Source organism: Haloferax sp. S2CR25 (assembly GCF_031624535.1).
GTDB lineage: Archaea > Halobacteriota > Halobacteria > Halobacteriales > Haloferacaceae > Haloferax > Haloferax massiliensis.
The window spans coordinates 685,470-701,695 of sequence record NZ_JAMQOO010000001.1; the positions used below are offsets into that span (position 1 = coordinate 685,470).

18 protein-coding genes and 1 pseudogene are annotated in these 16,226 nt (G+C 68.9%); 10 read left to right on the forward strand and 9 right to left on the reverse strand.

Annotated features, from left to right (window positions below):
• Position 1: 1 nt before the first annotated feature.
• Together NDI65_RS03620 and NDI65_RS03625 are read right to left on the reverse strand one after the other, a co-directional pair.
• Positions 2–1,903 (reverse strand): OB-fold nucleic acid binding domain-containing protein, encoded by a 1,902-nt coding sequence (locus NDI65_RS03620; protein ID WP_089778601.1) that lies wholly within the window; start codon positions 1,901–1,903, stop codon positions 2–4.
• A 105-nt stretch (positions 1,904–2,008) separates the two neighbouring features.
• Positions 2,009–2,863 (reverse strand): fructosamine kinase family protein, encoded by an 855-nt coding sequence (locus NDI65_RS03625; RefSeq protein WP_089778603.1) that lies wholly within the window; start codon positions 2,861–2,863, stop codon positions 2,009–2,011.
• A gap of 102 nt (positions 2,864–2,965) precedes the next feature.
• Between NDI65_RS03625 and NDI65_RS03630 the strand changes: the two genes are divergently transcribed.
• Positions 2,966–3,451 carry a Mov34/MPN/PAD-1 family protein gene (locus NDI65_RS03630; protein ID WP_310893409.1) on the forward strand — a complete coding sequence of 162 codons (486 nt, stop codon included), beginning with the start codon at positions 2,966–2,968 and terminating at the stop codon, positions 3,449–3,451.
• The gene (locus tag NDI65_RS03635; RefSeq protein WP_042666480.1) at positions 3,448–3,876 is read left to right on the forward strand and encodes an adenylyltransferase/cytidyltransferase family protein; all 429 of its coding nucleotides are present in this window, start codon (positions 3,448–3,450) and stop codon (positions 3,874–3,876) included. Before NDI65_RS03630 ends, NDI65_RS03635 begins: the two co-directional genes overlap by 4 nt.
• Before the next feature lie 300 nt (positions 3,877–4,176).
• Here NDI65_RS03635 and coxB read toward each other — a convergent pair.
• Positions 4,177–4,932: pseudogene (gene coxB, locus NDI65_RS03640) on the reverse strand (cytochrome c oxidase subunit II); the annotation flags it as partial.
• A 162-nt stretch (positions 4,933–5,094) separates the two neighbouring features.
• Here coxB and NDI65_RS03645 point away from each other — a divergent pair.
• The 4 genes from NDI65_RS03645 to NDI65_RS03660 all read left to right on the forward strand — a co-directional run bounded on the left by NDI65_RS03645 (position 5,095) and on the right by NDI65_RS03660 (position 7,909).
• The gene (locus NDI65_RS03645; RefSeq protein WP_089779904.1) at positions 5,095–6,501 is read left to right on the forward strand and encodes a heme o synthase; all 1,407 of its coding nucleotides are present in this window, start codon (positions 5,095–5,097) and stop codon (positions 6,499–6,501) included.
• Positions 6,502–6,528: 27 nt separating this feature from the next.
• Positions 6,529–7,185: a hypothetical protein gene (locus NDI65_RS03650; protein WP_089778609.1), complete on the forward strand. Its 657-nt coding sequence runs from the start codon at positions 6,529–6,531 to the stop codon at positions 7,183–7,185.
• Between the two features lie 73 nt (positions 7,186–7,258).
• Positions 7,259–7,492: an Rdx family protein gene (locus NDI65_RS03655; protein ID WP_089778611.1), complete on the forward strand. Its 234-nt coding sequence runs from the start codon at positions 7,259–7,261 to the stop codon at positions 7,490–7,492.
• Between the two features lie 12 nt (positions 7,493–7,504).
• A complete protein-coding gene (locus NDI65_RS03660) occupies positions 7,505–7,909 on the forward strand; it encodes a metal-dependent hydrolase (RefSeq protein WP_042666490.1) in 405 nt (134 codons plus the stop codon).
• A 51-nt stretch (positions 7,910–7,960) separates the two neighbouring features.
• On the opposite strand, the gene NDI65_RS03665 is transcribed toward NDI65_RS03660, so the two are convergent.
• Together NDI65_RS03665 and NDI65_RS03670 are read right to left on the reverse strand one after the other, a co-directional pair.
• Positions 7,961–8,983: an aldo/keto reductase gene (locus tag NDI65_RS03665; protein ID WP_089778613.1), complete on the reverse strand. Its 1,023-nt coding sequence runs from the start codon at positions 8,981–8,983 to the stop codon at positions 7,961–7,963.
• A gap of 52 nt (positions 8,984–9,035) precedes the next feature.
• Positions 9,036–9,257: a hypothetical protein gene (locus tag NDI65_RS03670; RefSeq protein ID WP_089778615.1), complete on the reverse strand. Its 222-nt coding sequence runs from the start codon at positions 9,255–9,257 to the stop codon at positions 9,036–9,038.
• Between the two features lie 79 nt (positions 9,258–9,336).
• Here NDI65_RS03670 and NDI65_RS03675 point away from each other — a divergent pair, with 79 nt between their 5' ends.
• A complete protein-coding gene (locus NDI65_RS03675; protein ID WP_089778617.1) occupies positions 9,337–10,335 on the forward strand; it encodes a Gfo/Idh/MocA family oxidoreductase in 999 nt (332 codons plus the stop codon).
• Between the two features lie 33 nt (positions 10,336–10,368).
• Here NDI65_RS03675 and NDI65_RS03680 read toward each other — a convergent pair whose 3' ends face one another.
• Entirely contained in the window at positions 10,369–11,760 is a 1,392-nt protein-coding gene (locus tag NDI65_RS03680) for a PQQ-dependent sugar dehydrogenase (protein WP_089778619.1), read from the reverse strand.
• A 141-nt stretch (positions 11,761–11,901) separates the two neighbouring features.
• Between NDI65_RS03680 and NDI65_RS03685 the strand changes: the two genes are divergently transcribed.
• The 3 genes from NDI65_RS03685 to NDI65_RS03695 all read left to right on the forward strand — a co-directional run bounded on the left by NDI65_RS03685 (position 11,902) and on the right by NDI65_RS03695 (position 13,993).
• Entirely contained in the window at positions 11,902–12,855 is a 954-nt protein-coding gene (locus NDI65_RS03685) for an ABC transporter ATP-binding protein (RefSeq protein ID WP_089778621.1), read from the forward strand.
• Positions 12,852–13,607: an ABC transporter permease gene (locus NDI65_RS03690; RefSeq protein WP_089778623.1), complete on the forward strand. Its 756-nt coding sequence runs from the start codon at positions 12,852–12,854 to the stop codon at positions 13,605–13,607. The genes NDI65_RS03685 and NDI65_RS03690 overlap by 4 nt, the downstream gene beginning before the upstream one ends.
• Before the next feature lie 101 nt (positions 13,608–13,708).
• Positions 13,709–13,993: a hypothetical protein gene (locus NDI65_RS03695; RefSeq protein ID WP_007274735.1), complete on the forward strand. Its 285-nt coding sequence runs from the start codon at positions 13,709–13,711 to the stop codon at positions 13,991–13,993.
• Between the two features lie 28 nt (positions 13,994–14,021).
• Here NDI65_RS03695 and NDI65_RS03700 read toward each other — a convergent pair whose 3' ends face one another.
• From NDI65_RS03700 to NDI65_RS03710, 3 genes are all read right to left on the reverse strand, one after another.
• Complete coding sequence (locus tag NDI65_RS03700) at positions 14,022–14,225, reverse strand: hypothetical protein (protein ID WP_007274736.1); 204 nt, start codon at positions 14,223–14,225, stop codon at positions 14,022–14,024.
• A gap of 133 nt (positions 14,226–14,358) precedes the next feature.
• Positions 14,359–15,156: a ZIP family metal transporter gene (locus NDI65_RS03705; protein WP_089778625.1), complete on the reverse strand. Its 798-nt coding sequence runs from the start codon at positions 15,154–15,156 to the stop codon at positions 14,359–14,361.
• A gap of 237 nt (positions 15,157–15,393) precedes the next feature.
• On the reverse strand, positions 15,394–16,146 hold the full coding sequence (locus tag NDI65_RS03710; RefSeq protein WP_089778627.1) for a hypothetical protein: 753 nt from the start codon (positions 16,144–16,146) through the stop codon (positions 15,394–15,396).
• Between the last annotated feature and the right edge of the window lie 80 nt (positions 16,147–16,226).

A 16,226-nucleotide genomic window follows, 5' to 3' on the forward strand; every position in this document is an offset into this window, starting at 1 on the left:
CTTACGCCGTCGTCGACAGCTCTTCGTCGATGTCGGCTTCGGCCATCTTCTCGACGAGGCTGTCGATGACCTCCCCGCGCATGCCGCTGACGAACTTGATGGAGCCGACGACGAGGTGGCCGCCGCCGGAGACGCCGCCGCCGACGACCTCCTCGTTCAGTTCGGCGACCATCCGCGGGATGTCGAGGCGGACGCCGTCGGAGCGGAGGACGGCGAAGTCGGGACCGTAGCCGATGGTGATGACCGGCTCGCCCGTCTCCTGGACCTTGCGGTCGTGGAGCTTGCCCGTGGTCTTGCCCGGCGCGGGGTAGGTAAAGCGGTGGGCCCACTTGTCGAGGTCGATGCGGTAGAGGTTGGCCCCGCTGTCGAGGCGCTCGTGTTCGAGGTGCGGCTCGGCCGCTTCGAGCTGGCGCTCGACGTCGCGCTCGGCGCGCGTCGAGAGGAACTCGACGAGTTCGCGGTGTCGCTCCTCGTCGTCGCAGCCGACGTTGAGCACGTCGTTGACGATGGACGCGCCGTCGTTGTAGCGAAGCCAGTGGGCGGCGTAGTCGAGCGCCTCGCCCACGTCGAGGAGCTGTTCGCGGTCGTAGCCCTCGTCTTCGGCGAGCGCGATGTAGTTGTCCATGACCTCCGCCTTCGAGCGGTCAGACAGCCCGGCGACGGCGGGGACGTGACGCAGTTCGTCGGTCACGTCGGGGTGGATCATCCGCGCGAGCTCGACGCACATCATGCCGGTCGTGATGCGGTAGTCCTCGTCGTGGAGGTACGGGTTGACGTGCGCGTCGAGGAGGTGGTTGACCGCCTCGGGGTCGGGGTGGTGGTGGTCGACGACCGCGATGGGCACGTCGTAGTGCGCGAGGTTCTCGTAGGCGGGCACGTCCTCCTCGGTCGACCCGTTGTCGAGCATGAGCAGGAAGGGGAGCCGCTGGCCGTGGCGGGCGCGCCCTTCGAGCGCGAAGTTCAGGTCGCGGGTCACGTCCTCCATCTCGTAGAACGGGGCCTTGCTCGGCAGGCGCTTGAACAGGTGTCGCGGCGCGTCGGGGTCGTCGTGGACCTCGGTGATGAGCCGTTCGAGGGCCAGTTGGACCGGGACGGACGCGCACATGCCGTCGCCGTCGGCGTGGTGGCGGACGCGAATCGGGCGGCCTTCGAGGACCGTCCGGCGCAGCAGGCGCGCCACGTCTTCGAGGTCGTCGCGGAGCTTCTCGAACGCCGCCCACTCCACGAGCGGCTCGACCGGCTCCGGCTCGGCGCGCTCGTCGAGCGCGGCGTCGATGCGCTGGCGGGCGTCGGCCGCGGTCTCGTCGTCGAGGACGGTGAGGCCGTCGACTTCGAGCTGACGGGTGCCCTCGTGGTCTTCGACGGTGCCGGCCATGCGGACCACGTCGTCGAGGTCGACTTCGGGGAACGCGCGGACGCCGGCCTCCTCGAAGGCGGCGGCGGCGACGATGCCGGAGTCGTCGGCGATGCGGAAGACGGTCGGTCCGCCGGTCTGCTTGATCTGCGTGACGACGCCCTCGACGGTGACCGACTCGCCGACCGAGAGACTGGAGATGGGCGTGATGGTCGGCTCGTGGTCGACGGTCAGGGTTCGGTAGTCGTCCGGCGTGTCCTCGGCGAACGCGATGTCGCCGTTCTCGCGGACGGATTCGAGGCGGACGACCAGTCGGTCGCCGACCTCGTAGTCGGCCGAGAGGTTGGACTCGTGGATGAGTCCGGAGACGGAGTCGGAGATGTCAACGAAGATGCCGTACTCGACGACGCCGTTGACGACGGCGTGGTAGTAGGCGTCGGTCTCGACGTCGTCGGTGGTACAGTTCGGTGCGAGATCGTAGACGATAGGTCGCGCGTCCGAATTCGGACGCGAGTCGTCGCCGGAATCCCCGGCGTGCTCGTCGCTCATAGTCCCGCTAGGTCAGGGGGTAGTGTTAAGCTTTACAAAAGCATCTCGCGTGCGCGGCCGGTTCGCACGACCCGTGGTGACCCGAAACCTTGGGGGCTCGGGGCGTCAGTAGCCCAGTTCGTCCAGCGCGGCTTCGACCGGCGGGACGTAGTCGGCCCCGAAGACGCGGACGTGTTCGAGGAGCGGGAACAGCGCGTAGACGGGCGACCGCGCCCCGAAGAAGCCGTCGGCGATGGGTCGGCGCTCGTCGTAGGCGTCGAAGAAGGCGTCGCCCGCGGCGTCGAACCAGTCGATGTAGGCCAGTTCGACCTCGGGGTGGCCGTAGTAACACGCCGGGTCGAGGAAGGCGACGACGCGGTCGTCGCGGACGCGGAGGTTCGCGCCCCACACGTCGCCGTGGACGAGTCGCGGGGCCGCCGGCTCGACGAGGAGGCTGTCGAGGTCGGCCGCGACCGACTCGATTCGCTCGGCGGTCGCGGCCGGTAAGCCGGCGTCGCGCGCCGCGTCGGCCCACGGCAGGAGGCGCTGGTCGCGGAAGAACGCGACCCACGAGTCGGTCCACGGGTTCGGCTGTCGGTACGGTCCCGAGAGCGTGTCGTAGGGGAAGCCGAACGCCGGCGCGGTCGTCTCGTGGAGCGCGGCGAGGCGGGCGGCGAGGTCGCGCTCGGCGGCGGGGGTCAGGTCGGACGTGCCTTCGACGTAGTCGAGGACGAGCAGGTCGGCGTCGGCGTGGTGGACCGCGGGGACCGGAAGGCCGGCCGCGGCGAGCGAGTCGAGCATCGCCGCCTCCACGTCGAGCGGCGTGTCGCCCACCTTGGCGACGACGGGGTCGCGCCCGTCGAAATCGAGGCGGTAGACGCGGCCGACGTGCCCGCCGTCGAGTTCGGTCGTCGCGGTCGGCGGCGCGTCGGCGGCGAGCGCGTCCGTCACGCGGGCGACGAGGTCGGAATCGAGCGTCACACCCGAGTTCGGGCGACCGCCGACCTCAGTATGACGGTTCCGTTCCGGCGACCGACTCGGCGTTCCGGAACCCTTAGATGGAGCGCCCGCGGACGGTTCGGTATGCGACTCTTCCGGTCGCGGGAGGTCGTCGGCATCGCCGCCGACGCCCTCGACTTCGCGCTCGAAGCCTCTGCGGAGACGCATCCGAACGAGTACATGGGCCTCCTCCGCGGCGAGGAGGCCCGCCGGGTCGGCGTCGACCGCGACGGCTACGTCGTGACGGACGTGCTCATCATCCCGGGGACCGTGTCGGACCCCGTCAGCGCGACCGTCAGGAACGACCTCGTGCCGAACGACTTCCGCGCCGTCGGGTCGATTCACTCGCACCCCAACGGCGTCCTCCGCCCGAGCGACGCCGACCTCGACACCTTCGGAAGCGGCCGGGTCCACATCATCATCGGCAAGCCCTACGGCCCCGACGACTGGGAGGCGTTCGACCAGTCCGGCGAGGTCCGCGACCTCGACGTGCTCGACGTCGACCTCCCCGACCCCGAATCGTTCTTCGACTTCACGCAGGACGACATCGACGCGGAGTTGGACCGATGAGGCGGGTCATCGCGCAGGGAACCTTCGACATCCTCCACCCGGGCCACGTCCACTACCTCTCGGACGCCGCGTCGCTCGGCGACGAACTCCACGTCATCATCGCCCGCGGCGAGAACGTGACGCACAAGCCGAAGCCGATTCTCGACGACCGCCAGCGCCGCGACATGGTCGCCGCGCTCGACGTGGTCGACGAGGCGCATCTCGGCCACCCGGAGGACATCTTCGTCCCCATCGAGAACATCGACCCCGACGTCATCGTCCTCGGCTACGACCAACACCACGACGAGGAGGGAATCAAAGCCGCTCTCGACGCCCGCGGCATCGACTGCGAGGTCACGCGCGCGACGCCGCGAGAGCAACGTCACGACGACGAACTGCTCTCGACGGGTCGCATCATCGACCGCATCGTCGAGCGGCGCTGCTGAGCGCTCGCCCCGGAAGACGACTCGGACCGCCGACTGGTTTGATTTTCCGACGGCCGACCGCGACGAGCGCGAGCGTCGTCACTCGGCGGCGAGCGTCGAAAGAGAAGGGATGCGTTACTGCGTGGAATTCGTCGCGGTGGAATTCGTTGCAGTGGAGTTCGTCGTGGTGGAGTTCGTTGCAGTGGAATTCGTCGCGGTGGAATTCGTCGCGGTGGAATTCGTTGCAGTGGAGTTCGTCGTGGTGGAGTTCGCCGCGGTGGAATTCGTCGCAGTGGAGTTCGCCGCGGTGGAGTTCGTCGCGGTAGAATTCGTCGCGGTCGAGTTCGAGGACGAAGACGACGACTCGCTGTTGGCCGACTGCTGTTCGTCGAGCCAGTTCTGGTACTCTTCCTGCGAGACGACTTCGACGGTGAAGTACATCTGGGAGTGAGCGACGCCGCAGTACTCAGTACAGTAGCCCTGGTAGGTGCCTTCCTCGTAGGCGACGGTCTTGATGGTGTTCGTCGAACCCGGCATCGCGTCCTGCTTGAGCGCGAGTTCGGGGACGTGGAATCCATGTATCACGTCCGCTGAGGTGACCTGGAAGTAGACGGGGCGGTCCGCGGGGATGACGATCTCGTTGCCCGACGAGAAGTTACCTTCCTCGGGGTAGTACATGTTCCAGCCCCACTGGTAGGCCTCCGCCGTGACGACGACCGGGTCGTCGTCCATGGCGATATCGTTGCCCTGGTGCGTGACGTTCTCGTCGGCCAGCACGCCGTAGGAGGCGACGCCGACGAAAAGCAGGATAATCGCTGTCGCGATGGTCCACGTGATTTCGAGCCGGCGGTTCTCCTTGGTCGGCAGTGCGCGCTCGCTGTTGCGGAACTTGATGACGGTGTAGAGGAGGATGACCTCCACCAGCACGGTGATCGGGATAGCGACGTACAGCAGCTCCCCGTTCAGCTGGTTGATGAGTTCCGACGTGGCAGACGCCTGCGCGGCGGCGGGGGTGGCAACGAGCGCCATCACGGCCGTCGCGAGCAGGGACGCGAGCGCGAAACGCGTCTTTCTCATGCTGAGCGAGAGTTAGGAACAACCGCATAAATGCGTACCGACTCTCGGCCCGCCGTTTATCAACCCCTCCCCGCCATATCGCGGGGAGCGGCGCTCGAACGCGGGGCCGAAAAGCGCGGGTCCTAAATACGGGACGGTCCAACACGTCCGTAGGTGAACTTCGTGGCCACGACGCGCGATTCGAACACGTTCCACGGCCTGCTCGCCGCGACCGCGATGGGCGTCTATCTCCTGCTCATCGTCGGCGCGACGACCGCGCTCACGGACGCGACCGCCGCGTGCAGCGCGTGGCCCGCGTGCGGCGACGGCCTTTCGCTCCCCGCGACGCTCGACGGCTGGGTCGCCCTCGGCCACCGCGTCGCGGCCGTGCTCGTCGGCCTCCTCACGGCCGCCACGCTCGTCTCGGCGTGGCGGACTGACACGTCTCGCCGGGTGAGAGCGACCGTCACCGCGTCGGCGGTGCTCTATCCCGCACAGGCCGGTCTCGGCGCGGTCGTCGCCACCGTCGGCGTCGGAGCCGTGCTGTCGACGCTCCACTTGGTCCTCGGAATGGTCATCTTCGGCGGCCTCGTCGTCGCGCTCGCGTGGACGCTCGAAGCGGCCACCGGCGACCCCGACGACGCGCCGGTCGGCACCCCGTCGATGAGCCCCCCGGCCGACGACGGCGAACGACCGCCCGTCCCGACCGAGCCGGTCGCCCGCGCGAAAGCGACGGTCAACGCGTACTTCCGGCTCATGAAGCCGCGGCTGATGTGGCTCCTCTGTCTCGTCGCGTCGGCGGCGATGGCGCTCGCCGGCACCGTCTCGCCCGGCCTCACCCCAGAGGTCATCGCGGCGACCCTCGGCGGCGGCGTCCTCTCTATCGGCGCGTCCGGCACGTTCAATCACGTCCTCGAACGCGACGTGGACCGCCGGATGCAACGGACGAGCGACCGGCCGCTCGCGGTCGACCTCGTCCCCGTCCGAAACGCAATCGCGTTCGGCCTGCTCCTGACGGTCGCGTCGGTGGCGCTGTTCGCGTCCGTCAACTGGCTCGCGGCCGTTCTCGGCGTCGTCGCCATCGCCTTCTACAGCGTGGTCTACACGCTCATCCTGAAGCCCAACACGGTCCAGAACACCGTCATCGGCGGCGCGGCCGGCGCGCTCCCGGCGCTCATCGGCTGGGTCGCCGTCACCGGCGACGTCGGCCTCGGCGGTGTCGTCCTCGCCGTGGTCATCTTCCTGTGGACGCCCGCGCACTTCTACAACCTCGCGCTGGCCTACAAGGACGACTACGCCCGCGGCGGCTTCCCGATGATGCCCGTCGTCCGCGGCGAGACCGAGACGCGAAAGCACATCCTCTGGTGGCTCGGCGCGACGCTCGTCGCCGCCGCCGGCCTCGCGGTCATGGACGCCCTCGGGGTCGTCTACCTCGTGACGAGCATCCTCTTCGGCGGGGCGTTCCTCTACTTCGTCGTGCGCCTGCACTACGAGCGCGACGACACCGCCGCGTTCCGGGCGTTCCACGCCTCGAACGCCTATCTCGGGATGCTGCTCCTCGCCATCGTCGTCGACACGCTCGCCATCTGAGAACCGACTGCGACACCACCCAAACACATGGCAACCGCATCCGCACTCCCCCGCCCCTCGCGGGCCAGTCTGCTCCGCGCCGCCTTCGCCGTGAACACGACGCTGATTCTGGCGTTCGTCTACCTACTTTTCACCGACGCGAGCGTCGGCGCGCCGCGCTACGCCGTTTACGGCGTCGCGTGGGTCATCGTCGGCCTCTGGGTCATGTTCGACACCGACGTCGCGCCCGCCTCGCCCGCGACGAAGCGCAAGGCGGCCGCCGTCGCGGTCGGCTACTTCGCGCTCCTCGCGGTCGCCGGCGGGCTCGTCACCTCGCCCGTGCCGGGGGGCACGAGCGGCGTCCGCGTCGCCTTCCTCCCGCCGGGGTGGGGGCCGGCGCTCGTCTACGGCGGCGACCTGTTCAACCTCGTCCTCATGCCGGCGCGCGTGGTCGGCTACGCGGCGCTCGCGTTCCTCGTCTACGACACGGTCGTCGAGGCGGCGGGCGCGGCCGTCTCCGGCGTCGTCGGCCTCTTTTCCTGCGTCTCGTGTTCGTGGCCCGTCCTCGCGTCGGTCGCCACGACCGTCTTCGGCGGCGGAACCGCGGTCGCGGCGACCGTGACGACGCTCTCGTACGACCTCTCGACGCTGGTGTTCCTCGTCACCGTCGTCCTGCTCCGGTGGCGGCCCGGCTTCGGGAAGTAATCACGGTTTGCTCCCGCGGGCGCGTTCACCACCCTCCCTCTCGCTTTTACCCGCTCGGCGTGAACGTCCGACCATGACCGAGGTCGAAATCGAGTACTGCGTCCCCTGCGGCTTCCTCGACCGCGCCGAACAGCTCCAGCACGCGCTCCTCGAACAGTTCGGCGAGCGACTCGACCGCGTGGCGCTCGTCACGGGCGACCACGGCGTCCTCACCGTCACCGTCGACGGCGAGCGCGTCTGGGACAAGTCGGAAGACGAGTTCGACCCGGACCTCGTGCTCCGGCGGGTCCGCCCGCACGTCGACTGACCGAGGCGAGCCGTGAAGTCACTCGAACACGCCGTCGTCGGCGCGGTCGCTGGGACAGTCGCCGCGCTCGCGCTAGAGCCACCGGGGAGTCTGCCGCTTCTCGTCGCCGGCGCGGTCCTCGTGAGCGTCTTCGTCGACCTCGACCACTTCGTCATCGCCCGCGTCCAGCGCGGCGACTGGGCGAACCTGCGGCTCGCGGTGACGAATCCGCGGGTCGGCCTCCTCGACCAAGAGCGAGTGTTCGAGGAGTTCGACACCGAGTTCGACCGCAAGCGACTCCTGAGCCACCACCTCGTCGGCGGCGTCGCGGTCGGCGCGCTCGCGCTCTCGGGACTCGGGTCGCTCGCGGCGTTCCTCGCGGTCGTGCTCTACGTCCACGTCGTCTGCGACTTCCTGCGAGACCTCGGCATCGCGTGAAAAAGGCCGGAATCGTCCGGGTCGGCGGTTGCGCGCGTTTCTGACGGCCGTTCAGTGGCCCCAGCGCTTGCCGTCTTCGTCGTACCGGGCGTTCGTGATGCGCTCCCACTGGTCGGTCGAGATGTCCACGTCGGCCGCGCCGACGTTCTCGTCGAGTTGGTCGGTCGTCCGCGCGCCGACGATGGGGACGACCGTCGCCTCGGGGTAGTCCATCAGCCAGCGGAGCGCGACCTGCGCGGGGCTGGCGTCGACCTCGTCGGCGACGGCGCGAATCTCGTCGAGCACCTTCCAGCCGCGCTCGGAGACGTAGAACCGGTCGAAGCGCTCGTCGAACGACCCGCGCGCGCCGTCGGGCGCGACGTACTCGGTGGGGTCGTCGGGGTCGGCGCGCTCGTACTTGCCCGTGAGGAAGCCGCCCGCGAGCGGCGAGTACGGACAAATCGCGATGTCCTGGTCGCCGCAGACGTCGAGGTAGTCCTTCACGTCCTCGTAGTAGCCCGCGTGGAACAGCGGCTGGGTCACGTCGAAGCGGGCGTAGTCGTTGACGTCGGACTTCCACAGCGCCTTCGTGAGTTGCCACGACGCCATCGTGGACGCGCCGAGGTAGTTGACCTTCCCCTCCTCGACGAGGCCGTTGAGCGCCTGCAGCGTCTCCTCGATGGGCGTCTCCTCGTCCCAGCGGTGGATGTAGTAGAGGTCGAGATAGTCGGTGTCGAGGCGGTCGAGCGTGCCCTCGATCTGGTTGCGGATGTGGGTCCGCGAGAGCCCGCGCCCGTTGGGGTTGTCCTCGTCGAACGGGAAGTACACCTTCGAGGCGAGCACGTAGTCCTCGCGGTCGCGCTCGGCCAGCCAGTTGCCGATGTACTCCTCCGAGGTCCCGTTCGGATTCCCGTAGACGTTGGCGGTGTCGATGAAGTTCCCGCCGCGCGCTTCGAACGCGTCGAGGAGTTCGTGGGCCTCCTCCTCGTCGGTCTCCAGGACGCCGCTGCTCTTCCGACCGAATCGCCACGTACCGAAGCACAGTTCCGAGACGCGGGTGCCGGTCGACCCGAGTCGTCGATAGTCGAGACTCATGGTCGAAGCCACGACGGCCGGCGACTAAAGGGTGCGAGTAGCGGCGAGGGATTCAGCTTTGTTCGTCGGCGTCGGGCGATTCGGCGGGGGCCGTGTCCGCCTCGAACAGGTCGCGCGCGACCGGCCCGCCGCCGAGCGCGAGCGCGAGGAGGAGCACCGCGAACCCAACAGTGACGAACCCCTGCGACGGATTCTCGGCGAGCGACGTGGCGTGGAGCGCCGCACCAACTAACGCGAGTACGACGGCGAACCGCTGGAGGACTGCGTCGTCCATGGCCGACTCACGCCTGCATCCCGGTAATTCCTTGTGACTCGCCCGCACGCTTTTGCGGCTTCCGCGCGACTGATACGGCATGTTCAGAGTCGCAGGTATCGGCCTCGGAAGCCTCGGCGCGCTGGAGTGCCGCCTCCTCAACGAACTTGAGGGGGTCCGCGTCATCGCCGGCGTCGACCCCGCCGACGAGGTGCGCGAGCGGTTCGCAGACGAGTTCGACGTTCCGACCTACGAGACGACCGAGGAACTGCTGGACGCCGAGTTCCTCGACGCGGTGACCATCGCCTCGCCGCACACGAAGCACTTCGACCAGGCGCTCGCGGCGCTCAACGCCGACCTCCACGTCCACCTCGAAAAGCCGATGGTGACGGACCTCGGTGGCGCGCGGGCGCTCATCGACCGCGCCGAGGAGCGCGGGCTCACCCTCGCGGTCGGCTACCAGCGCCACTTCGACCCGCGGTTTCACGAACTGCGGCGCGTCGTCGACAGCGGCCGCATCGGCGACCCGCACATGGTGGTCTGCCACCTCGAACAGGAGTGGATTCGCTGGACGAAAGACGAGTGGCGCGGCGACCCCGCGCTTTCGGGCGGCGGCCAACTGTACGACTCGGGGTCGCACCTCCTCGACGCGATGCTCTGGGTGACGCGCTCGAAGCCGGTGACGGTCGCCGCGGCGGTCGACCACCGCGGTCACGACGTGGACGTGAACTCGGCGCTCGCGGTCGTCCTCGACCGCGACGGCGACCGCCTCACCGCGAGCGTCGGCGTCTCCGGCGACGGACAGAGCGTCCCGGACCCCGGCGAGTCGCTCCGGGTCATCGGCACCGAGGGGATGGTCGCCTTCGACGGCGAGACCATCGAAGTGACGGAGGGCGGGACGACCTACACGGCCACGCCGTCGACCCCCGACTTCGAGGACCTAACCCGGAAGAAGCTCCGGAACTTCGTGGACGCCGCCCGCGACGAGGCCGACCTCGCCATCCCGGCCGAGGACGCCCTCCGAGTGACCGCGCTGACCGAGGCGGCCTACGAGTCGGCGACGACGGGCAGGCGGGTCAACGTCGACGGCGACGCCTGACGCCCCGGTTCCGAGTGAAGCGCGGGGCGACGCTCACACCGGGGTCAGCCGGTTCAGCGCGCCCGACGAGCCGGTCACAACCCCCCGGTCGCTGGTGCAGACGTACAGTTCACCGTCGGGGGCGCGGCCGAACGCGAGGACGTTCGTCCCGCCGTCGTCGCGGTCAGCCACGGGGATCTCCGCGATGTCCCACGGCCGCGACTCGCTCGGGCGGGCGGCGAACAGCCGACCGCCGGACTGCCAGTCGGCGAAGACGTACGCGCCCGACAGCGCCGGAATCGCCTCGCCGCGGTAGACGTGGCCGCCGATGACGGCCACCCCGGACGGCCCGTCCCCGCTGTGGGGGTACTCCAGCACGGGGTCGATGAGCGGCGCGCCGTCGGGCGTCTCGGTCGGGCAGTCGCCCGCGCGGAAGCAGTGTGCGCCCTCGCGGACGTTCCAGCCGTAGTTGCCGCCGCGCTCCAAGAGGTTCACCTCCTCCCACGCGCCCTGCCCCACGTCGGCGACGTAGCAGTCCTCGCCGTCGAACGAGAGCCGCCACGGATTTCTGAGCCCCCACGCGTACTGCTCGTCGCGGCCGTCGGAGCCGACGAGCGGGTTGTCCTCCGGAACCCCGTAGGGCCGGTCGTCGTCGCCCGAGACGCCGCCGGTCGAGTCCACGTCGATGCGGAGGACGCTCCCGAGGAGGTTCTCGGTCACGTCCTGCCCGTTGCCGCCCGAAACGGCGTCGTACCAGTCGTCGACGTGGCCGCGGCCCTCGTCGTTCGCGCCGCCCCCGTCGCCCGTGGCGACGTAGAGATAGCCGTCCGGGCCGAACGCGACGGCTCCGGCGTTGTGGTTCGACTGGGGTTCGGGGAGTTCGAGCAGCGTCCGCTCGGAGTCGGCCGAGACCGTCGTCGCCCCGGGGTCGACCGTCAGTTCGCTCAGGACGAACGTGTGGCTGTAGTTCGAGGGCGTCCCCGACCGTTTCGGAGCGCTGTACCGGAGGTAGAGCCGCCCGTTGTCGGCGAACTCGGAGTGGAAGGCGACGCCGAGGAAGCCGCGCTCGTCGTAGCCGCCGACGTCGACGACGCGGTCGGTGATGTCGAGATAGGGTTCGTTTCGCAGTCCCGCGTCGTCGTGGAGCCACATCCGACCGGGCTGGTCGACGACGAACCGTCGGCTCCCGCCGAACGCCTCGGGGATGGCCACGTCGACCGGCGAGGCGAATCCGGTCGCCACCGTCTCGTAGGCGACTTCGAGGCCCGCGAGCGAGCCGTCGCCCCCGGTGTCCGCGGTCACAGTCGAGCCGTCGGTCTCGTCGGTCGTCGCGTCGCCAGTCGTTCCGCCGGCGTCGTCGTCGGTCGGGGTGCTCGCACAACCCGCGAGGCCGCCGAGGAGGGCCGCGCCGGTCGCGGCGAGAAAGTCGCGTCGGGAACCGTTCATGTCAACCAAGTGCGGCGCAAGCGGAGTAAGGCTTGCTACGGTTGAGCGGGCTATGCGTTCTCGCGCTCCCGCCCGCTCCGCGACTCGAACCGAGCGGCGATTCCGAATCCCTTACCACCCGATAGTGACGACGGGTACGACATGGACGAGGTACTCGCCGCCGACGGCCTCAGGAAGTCCTACGGCGACGTGGAGGCGCTCTCGGGCGTCTCCCTGTCGGTCGCCGAGGGGGAGGTCTTCGGCCTCATCGGTCCGAACGGCGCGGGGAAGACGACGCTGGTTCGCGCCCTCACGGGCACGACCGCGGTGGACTCGGGGTCGGCGGCCATCCTCGGGCGCGACCCGACCGAGGTGGACCGCCAGCGCCTCGGCGTCCTCCCGCAGGAGTTCCGGCCCGCGGGTCGGCTCACCGCCCGCGAGCTCGTGGCCTACTACGCCGGGCTCTACGACGACGCCCGCGACCCCGGCGCGGTGCTCGACGAGGTCGGTCTCGCCGACGCCGCCGACACGTGGTACGAGAACCTCTCGGGCGGCCAACAGCGCCGGGCCTGCATCGCGCTGACGCTCGTCAACGACCCCGACGTGCTGTTCCTGGACGAACCGACCACCGGCATCGACCCGGCCGGCCGCCGGTCGCTGTGGGGGCTCGTCGAGGACCTCGCGGCCGGCGGGACGACGGTGTTTCTCACCAGCCACTCGATGGAAGAGATAGAGCGCCTCGCCGACCGCGTGGGACTGCTCAACGCGGGCGAACTCGTCACGGTCGGCCGGCCGGACGACCTCGTGTCCGAGTACGGCGGCGACAGTCGTCTCGTCGTCCGGACCGACGGCGACGTCGACGCCGAGGCGACCCTCCGGTCGGTGTCGCTGCCGCCCGCGCTCGACGCGACGGTGACGGGTGACGGCATCGCGGTCCACGGCGTCGGCCCGCGCGACATCGGCGACGTGGTCGCCGCCTTCGACGACGCGGGCGTCGTCTACGAGTCGCTCGTCTGGAAGCAGCCCGGTCTCGAAGAGGTCTACCTCTCTCTGACCGGCGAGCAGTTCGAGGCCGCACGCCCCGCCGCGGCCGCCGCGGTCGGAGGTGACAGATGAGCCTCGCCGCCCGCGTCCGCTCGGAGTTCGTCGCCTCGTGGCACTCGTTCCTCCGGCGGCGGACGGCGGTCTTCTTCACCTTCTTCTTCCCCGCCATCATCGTCGTCATCTTCGGGGCGCTCGTGCAGACCCAGCCGACCGGCGGCGGCCTGTTCGCCGAGCCGAAGGAGTACTACATCGCCGGCTATCTCGCGGTCGTCGTGCTGTTCACGCCGCTGTCGCGGGTCGGGAGCACCATCGCCCGCCACCGCGAGGGAAGCCGCTTCGAGAAGCTGGCGACGACGCCGCTGTCGCGCGCCGAGTGGCTCCTCGCGCACTCGCTCGTCAACGTCGTCGTCATCGGCCTCGCGGCGCTGTTGCTCCTCGCGCTGTCGGCGCTCGTGACCGGCGCGTCGGTTCCGCTGACGCCCGCGACGCTCGCCATCGTCCCCTTCGTCGCGCTCGGCGTGACGCTCTTCTGCGGCCTCGGGGCCGTCATCGGGAGCGTCGCCGATTCGCAGGACGGCGTCATCGCCGCGAGCAACGCCATCGCGCTCCCCCTGTTGTTCCTCTCGGAGACGTTCGTGACGCCCGACCTGCTTCCCGCGTGGTTCGTCCCGGCGCTGAACCTCTCGCCGCTCACGTACTTCGCCCGCGGCGTCCGGGCGCTCACCTACGGCGGCGGCGACTGGCTCACGAACCTCGCGGTGCTCGCGGCGCTCGCGGTCGCCTTCTTCGCGGCCGGAACGCTGGCGATTCCGCGGACCGACTGAGGGGACGCACCGCTCCCGCCCGCGACGTTCGAGGCGTCCCGAGGGCCCCCGACGCGCCCGCAAACTCAAGCCTTAACCCGCGGCCGACCCCACGTGGTGGCATGGTCGAAACTGAGACGTACACCATCGAGGGACCGGACGGAGACACCGAAGCGCTGGAACTCCCCGCGGGCCTCGTCGACATCTTCTCGGAGCAGGGCGAAGAGCCGACCGACGTCGTCGCCGACGTCGTCGTACAGGCGTTCGCACAGCAGGCCCACGTCGTCGCCCACCACAGCGAAGGCGGCGCGCCGGCCGACATCGCCGAAATCAACGAGAAGATGGAGGAACTGTTCGAAGAGCGCTTCGGCGTCCCGCTGTCGGACGCGCTCGGCCACTCGCACTAAGCGGCAGTCGCACCCGAATTTTCTCGAATTACGACAGGTAGCCGCGCCTGTCGAGGGAGAGCCCAGCCACGACGACGACGAGCACGATGCCCAGCGCCACGGGCATGAAGTACGGACTAGATATCGTCCCTCGCGTGAGTTGCCACGAGCAGAGAACCCCGAGAACTCCGCCGAGCGTGACGAGCGCCCAGAGGAACCCTAACTCGGAGAGAACCCGCGTCAGCACGGACATCGTTCGCTCACCGGGACGCGTGGCGGTTCACTCGGTCCCGACATCACGACGAGCGCGGGGAAACGCCGTTCGAATCCGGTCATCACGGCTGTTCTGACAACCCGCAGAACCATATGTGTCTCAGCGGGCGCGCTCAGATGAACGCCAGCGGCACCATGATGGCGAAGCCGGCGACGAGGCCGGCGACGAGTTCGACCCGGCCGCCGCGCGGGAGGCGCTCGCCGAGTTCGAGCGCCTCGGGGATGAACTCCGTGAGGACGAGAAAGACCATCGCGCCGGCGGCGAAGCCGAAGCCAAAGGGGAGGAACTCCCGGGCGATGCGGACGAAATAGAAGGCGATGACCGCGCCGATGGGCTGGGGCAGACTGGAGAAGATGGCCCACCAGACGAGCTTCCAGTTCGAGACCTCCATCGACCGGAGCGGGATGGAGATTGCCAGCCCCTCGGGGACGTTGTGAATCGAGATGGCGATAGTCATGAACACCGCGAGCAGCGGGACGACGAAGCCGAACAGCTGGAAGCCGCCGTCGAGGCCGAGGTCGGCGAAGGAGACGCCGACGGCGACGCCCTCGGGGAAGCTGTGGACGGTGAGGATGCCGAGAATCAAAAGCAGTTTGCGGAAGTCGGCCTCCTCGTACTGCTTCGGGTCGACGTCCGCGCCCTCGATGACGTAGTGGGCGACGAGGACGAGCGCGACGCCCGCGAGCATCCCGATACCGAGTTGCAGCGGCGTCCCGTTGGCGAGCCCCTCGAAGACGAGTCCGAACAGCGACGCCGACACCATGATGCCCGAGGCGATACCCCACAGCGCCACGTTCCAGCGGTCGCTCACGTCCGAGACGAAGAAGAACGGAATCGCGCCGAGACCCGTCGCGATGGCCGTGACGAGCCCGGCGAGAAAGACGAACGTGAGAGCGGCAAACTGGTCCATACCGAGGGTAGTCACTCGGTGCCGATAAGTATTATCATATCCCAGATAATTTTGGCAAGCCTAAAGTATTGTGTGGGAGATAGAGGCGACCTACCAGTTTAGACGGGCCGAAAAGTCGAACTGAACCGTATACTATGTATTCTGATAATTCTCCTCGTGAAAGCGGTCACTCGCCGAGGATAGTCGGTGAAGAAAGGGACCCGGTTTCGCGGTGTGCGCACCCGGAACGGAGCGGTCTCAGTCGTCGGCCGCCGACGCGCCCTCGGGTGAGTCGCCGTCGCCGCCCATCGGGGAGACGGGGGTGGCCGCGACGGAGCGGGCCGACCCCATCCAGCGCTCGACGTTGGCCGAGACGTAGTCGCGCGCGCCGAAGGCGACCGCGCCGCCGACGCCGATGGCGAGGGCCGCGGCGATGCCCCACGCGAACGCCTGGGCGATGGTGAACAGGATGGCCACGTCGATGCCCATCGTGCTCAGGCCGATGACGACCGCGGTGAAGTAGAGGAACATCCGGGTGCCGACCGCGAAGACGCTCGTGTACGGCGTCTCGGTCGCCGCGCGGGTCCGGGTGATTGCGTCACCGATGAAGTCGGCGACGACGAACCCGAGGACGATGACGAGCAGGCCGGCCACGAACGACGGTGCGTACGACGCCGCGGTCGAGACCCATTCGGAGAACAGGTCGACCGCGAGCACGTCGGCGGCCGCCAGTACGGCGATGGCGTAGACGAACCACTTGCCGAGCGTCCCGAACGCGCCCGAGACAGCCCGTTCGGTCCCGCCGAGAATCTTCCCGACGGGCGTCGCCAACACCGCCTTGTCGACCTCGACGCGGTCGGCGAGTCGCGTGATGAGGCGAGCCGTGATACTCCCGATGAACCAGCCGACGATGAGAATCAACAGCGCGCCCGCGAGCCGCGGGACGAACGCGAGCACGGCGTTGGTCAACTCTGCGACGGACTCGGTCAACGTGACTTGTAACGGATACATTGTTCCGAGTCGAACATGGCGCTCCCGACAGTTAGTTAATAGTAGGAGAACCGTTGCTGAAATTATCTCGTAATCGGTAC